Source organism: Actinomyces haliotis (assembly GCF_015355765.1).
Taxonomy (GTDB): domain Bacteria; phylum Actinomycetota; class Actinomycetes; order Actinomycetales; family Actinomycetaceae; genus Actinomyces; species Actinomyces haliotis.
Window position 1 is genome coordinate 1 of record NZ_JACWNA010000035.1, and the last position, 5,502, is coordinate 5,502.

General features: G+C 59.3%; 3 rRNA genes. All 3 read right to left on the bottom strand.

The window, feature by feature from the left end:
* Positions 1-3: 3 nt before the first annotated feature.
* The 3 genes from rrf to IXW69_RS11310 all read right to left on the bottom strand — a co-directional run bounded on the left by rrf (position 4) and on the right by IXW69_RS11310 (position 5,382).
* Positions 4-122 (bottom strand): 5S ribosomal RNA (gene rrf, locus IXW69_RS11300).
* A 201-nt stretch (positions 123-323) separates the two neighbouring features.
* Positions 324-3,465, bottom strand: a 23S ribosomal RNA gene (locus tag IXW69_RS11305).
* Between the two features lie 380 nt (positions 3,466-3,845).
* Positions 3,846-5,382: ribosomal RNA gene (locus IXW69_RS11310) — 16S ribosomal RNA — on the bottom strand.
* The 16S, 23S and 5S rRNA genes sit together here, the layout of an rRNA operon.
* Positions 5,383-5,502 lie beyond the last annotated feature (120 nt).

The following is a 5,502-nucleotide window of genomic DNA, read 5'->3' on the forward strand; positions in this document are numbered from 1 at the left end:
TGTGCTCGGCGGTGTCCTACTCTCCCACACCCTAGCGAGTGCAGTACCATCGGCGCTGGGAGTCTTAGCTTCCGGGTTCGGAATGGGACCGGGCGTGAAACCCTCCCGCTATGACCACCGAGACGACCAAACAGGCAACACAAGAACATGGTCGTCAACAATCACTATTCACCATGTCGACCACGACGCCCCCCGCCCCGCGGGACTGTGGGCCGGGGTGCCGGCCCCCCGCGTGTGTGGGGTGGTGGGTTGGTCGTGAACCGCACAGTGGACGCAAGCAGAAGCTCGATGCGAACACGCACCACAACCGGGTGGTGTGTGTGTTGTGTTTGTGTCGGCCAATTAGTACCGGTCAGCTCCAACCCTTACAGGTCTTCCACACCCGGCCTATCAACCCAGTAGTCTACTGGGGGCCTACCAGACACCCGAAGGTGTCTGCGGAGACCTCATCTTGAAGATGGTTTCCCGCTTAGATGCTTTCAGCGGTTACCCATTCCGAACGTAGCCAACCAGCCATGCCCCGGGCGGGACAACTGGCACACCAGAGGTTCGTCCGTCCCGGTCCTCTCGTACTAGGGACAGGCCTTCTCAAGTCTCCTGCGCGCGCAGAGGATAGGGACCGAACTGTCTCACGACGTTCTAAACCCAGCTCGCGTACCGCTTTAATGGGCGAACAGCCCAACCCTTGGGACCTGCTCCAGCCCCAGGATGCGACGAGCCGACATCGAGGTGCCAAACCATGCCGTCGATATGGACTCTTGGGCAGGATCAGCCTGTTATCCCCGGGGTACCTTTTATCCGTTGAGCGACGACCCACCCACTCGGGATCGCCGGATCACTAGTTCCTACTTTCGTACCTGCTCGACCTGTCGGTCTCGCAGTCAAGCTCCCTTGTGCACTTGCACTCAACACCTGGTTGCCGACCAGGCTGAGGGAACCTTTGAGCGCCTCCGTTACATTTTAGGAGGCAACCGCCCCAGTTAAACTACCCACCAGGCACTGTCCCTGACCCGGATCACGGGCCGAGGTTCAGGCGCACGCCATAACCAGAGTGGTATTTCAACAGCGACTCCACAACCACTGGCGTGGCTGCTTCAAAGTCTCCCACCTATCCTGCACAAGTCATGGCGGGCGCCAATACCAAGCTATAGTAAAGGTCCCGGGGTCTTTCCGTCCTTCTGCGCGTAACGAGCATCTTTACTCGTAATGCAATTTCGCCGAGTTCATGGTGGAGACAGTGGAGAAGTCGTTACGCCATTCGTGCAGGTCGGAACTTACCCGACAAGGAATTTCGCTACCTTAGGATGGTTATAGTTACCACCGCCGTTTACTGGGGCTTAAATTCACCGCTTCACACCGAAGTGTTGACGGTTCCTCTTAACCTTCCAGCACCGGGCAGGCGTCAGTCCGTATACATCGCCTTGCGGCTTCGCACGGACCTGTGTTTTTAGTAAACAGTCGCTTCTCCCTGGTCTCTGCGACCCTCACCCCTAGCAGGCAAGCTGCTTCAAGGCTCGGGCCCCCCTTCTCCCGAAGTTACGGGGGCATTTTGCCGAGTTCCTTCACCATGATTATCTCGTGCGCCTAGGCATACTCTGCCCGACCACCTGTGTCGGTTTAGGGTACGGGCGGCTGGCACCATCGCGTCGAGGCTTTTCTCGGCACCCCAGGATCACCCTACTTCCCAGCACGAATGCTGGTCACCATCACGTCTCACCCTGTGTGTTCCCCGGATTTGCCTGGGGAACGGGCTGCTCGCTTGAACGGGCCAAGCCATTAGGCCCGCGGAGGCTACCACTGTGCGTCACCCCTGTTAATACGCTTGCCTACCTGCACGGAGGGTCCCCAGACCAACAACCACCACGACAAGGACCACCGAAGTGATCACGAGCCGCGATTGTGGATGTCGGCGTGGGTTAGCACCCGCGCGTCAGCATGGGCGGTGCTTCGCCGGTACGGGAATATCAACCCGTCGTCCATCGACTACGCCTGTCGGCCTCGCCTTAGGTCCCGACTCACCCAGGGCGGACTAGCCTGGCCCTGGAACCCTTGGTCATTCGGCGCTAGGGTTTCTCACCCTAGTATCGCTACTCATGCCTGCATTCTCACTCCCGCACCATCCACCCCTGGATCACTCCGAGGCTTCACCCGGTGCAGGACGCTCCCCTACCACCCGCAGCCCCTGCCAAGACCATCAAGGGCCCGGAGGGTACGTGCTGCGGATCCGCGGCTTCGGCGGTGTGCTTGAGCCCCGCTACATTGTCGGCGCACGATCACTTGACCAGTGAGCTATTACGCACTCTTTCAAGGGTGGCTGCTTCTAAGCCAACCTCCTGGTTGTCTGCGCGACCGCACATCCTTTCCCACTTAGCACACGCTTAGGGGCCTTAGCCGGCGATCTGGGCTGTTTCCCTTTCGACCACGGAGCTTATCCCCCGCAGTCTCACTGCCCCGCTGCAACCCGGACGGCATTCGGAGTTTGGTTGACGTCACTAACCCTGTGGGGCCGATCAGCCACCCAGTAGCTCTACCTCCGCCGGGGACCACGGGACGCTGCACCTAAATGCATTTCGGGGAGAACCAGCTATCACGGAGTTTGATTGGCCTTTCACCCCTACCCACAGCTCATCCCCTCCATTTTCAACTGAAGTGGGTTCGGTCCTCCACACGCTCTTACACGTGCTTCAACCTGGCCATGGGTAGATCACCCCGCTTCGGGTCTAGACCGTGCCACTCAAGACGCCCTTTCGGACTCGCTTTCGCTACGACTCCCCCCAACGGGTTAACCTCGCGACACGGCACTAACTCGCAGGCTCATTCTTCAATAGGCACGCCATCAGCCCAACAGGCCTCTGACGGCTTGTAAGCGCCCGGTTTCAGGTACTATTTCACTCCCCTCCCGGGGTACTTTTCACCATTCCCTCACGGTACTATCCGCTATCGGTCATCAGGAAGTATTCAGGCAACCAAGTGGTCTTGGCAGATTCACACAGGATTCCACGAGCCCCGTGCTACTCGGGCAACGCACCCACACAGCCCGCACAGTTTCGCCTACGGGGGTCTCACCCACTACGCCTCCCCTTCCCAGAGGATTCAGCTACCGCACGAGTTTCTTACTGCGCCCCACGCCGGCAGACGTGAGAAAGATGCGCCCCACAACACCGCAACCGCAACCCCTGCCGGGTATCACACGGAAACGGTTTAACCATCATCCGCTTTCGCTCGCCACTACTCACGGAATATCTTTTCCTGCGGGTACTGAGATGTTTCACTTCCCCGCGTCACCCCCTGCACCCTATGAATTCAGATGCAGGTGACACCACATAACTGGTGCCGGGTCCCCCCATTCGGAAACCCTCGGATCACAGCCCGTTAGCCGGCTCCCCGAGGCTTATCGCAGGCCACCACGTCCTTCATCGGCTCCTGATGCCAAGGCATCCACCGAACGCTCAAAAAAACAAACAAAACAACAACCACGCACCTAACGGCACGTGACTGCGCAAAGATCAAAGATGCTCGCGTCCACTATGCAGTTCACAACCAACCCACCCACACCACGAACCCACCGGACGCACCCACAAGCCTGCGGGAGCGGTCACCGGTTTCGCGTGATGAGGCGCCAGGGCCACCAGCAGCAGCTGGCGTGTGTTGCCCCAGAACCCCGACAGTGCGCCACCCCCACCCACCAGGGCAGGAGCACCACCACACAGGCCCCGACCCGAAGGAGGAAGACCGTGATGATGGCGTGTTCCCTATGCCGATAGCGTTCCAACCCCGCACCACCAGCCGGCCAACCAACACGGCTGACCCGTCACCGGCAGTGACTGAGAAAAGGGGCTCCTTAGAAAGGAGGTGATCCAGCCGCACCTTCCGGTACGGCTACCTTGTTACGACTTCGTCCCAATCACCAGCCCCACCTTCGACCGCTCCCCGTAGGGCCACGGGCTTCGGGTGTTGCCGACTTTCATGACGTGACGGGCGGTGTGTACAAGGCCCGAGAACGTATTCACCGCAGCGTTGCTGATCTGCGATTACTAGCGACTCCAACTTCACGGTGTCGAGTTGCAGACACCGATCCGAACTGAGACCGGCTTTAAGGGATTCGCTCCACCTCACGGCATCGCAACCCACTGTACCGGCCATTGTAGCATGCGTGAAGCCCAAGACATAAGGGGCATGATGATTTGACGTCATCCCCACCTTCCTCCGAGTTGACCCCGGCAGTCTCCCGCGAGTCCCCACCACTACGTGCTGGCAACACGGGACGAGGGTTGCGCTCGTTGCGGGACTTAACCCAACATCTCACGACACGAGCTGACGACAACCATGCACCACCTGTGAGAGCGCCCCACAAGGGGGAGACCACATCTCTGCGGCTGTCGCTCACATGTCAAGCCTTGGTAAGGTTCTTCGCGTTGCATCGAATTAATCCGCATGCTCCGCCGCTTGTGCGGGCCCCCGTCAATTCCTTTGAGTTTTAGCCTTGCGGCCGTACTCCCCAGGCGGGGCACTTAATGCGTTAGCTACGGCGCGGAAGCCCCGGAAAGAGCCCCCACACCTAGTGCCCAACGTTTACGGCGTGGACTACCAGGGTATCTAATCCTGTTCGCTCCCCACGCTTTCGCTCCTCAGCGTCAGTAACGGCCCAGAGACCCGCCTTCGCCACCGGTGTTCTTCCTGATATCTGCGCATTCCACCGCTACACCAGGAGTTCCAGTCTCCCCTACCGCACTCAAGCCGGCCCGTACCCACCGCAAGCCCCCAGTTAAGCCAGGGGATTTCACGACAGACGCGACCAGCCGCCTACGAGCTCTTTACGCCCAATAATTCCGGACAACGCTTGCGCCCTACGTATTACCGCGGCTGCTGGCACGTAGTTAGCCGGCGCTTCTTATCCAGCTACCGTCAACCAGGCGAATAAGGCCTGGCCTGCTTCACTGGCGAAAGAGGTTTACAACCCGAAGGCCTTCATCCCTCACGCGGCGTCGCTGCATCAGGCTTGCGCCCATTGTGCAATATTCCCCACTGCTGCCTCCCGTAGGAGTCTGGGCCGTGTCTCAGTCCCAGTGTGACCGTCCACCCTCTCAGGCCGGCTACCCGTCAAGGCCTTGGTAGGCCATCACCCCACCAACAAGCTGATAGGCCGCGAGCCCATCCCCCACCAGAAAAACCTTTCCAGACCCCACCATGCGGTAGGACCTGAATATCCCGTATTAGCTACCGTTTCCGGCAGTTATCCAGGAGAAGGGGGCAGGTTACTCACGTGTTACTCACCCGTTCGCCACTCATCCACCCCAGCAAGCTGGGGCTTCACCGTTCGACTTGCATGTGTTAAGCACGCCGCCAGCGTTCGTCCTGAGCCAGGATCAAACTCTCCAAAAAAACCATTTAGAACAACCCGCACAACCAAGGCCCACAAGGAGCGATCATGCAGGAAGCCAAACAATAAGACGGAGAAAAACATCTCCAGGCTCAACCCACCCCGCAACCGACGAGGAAGCC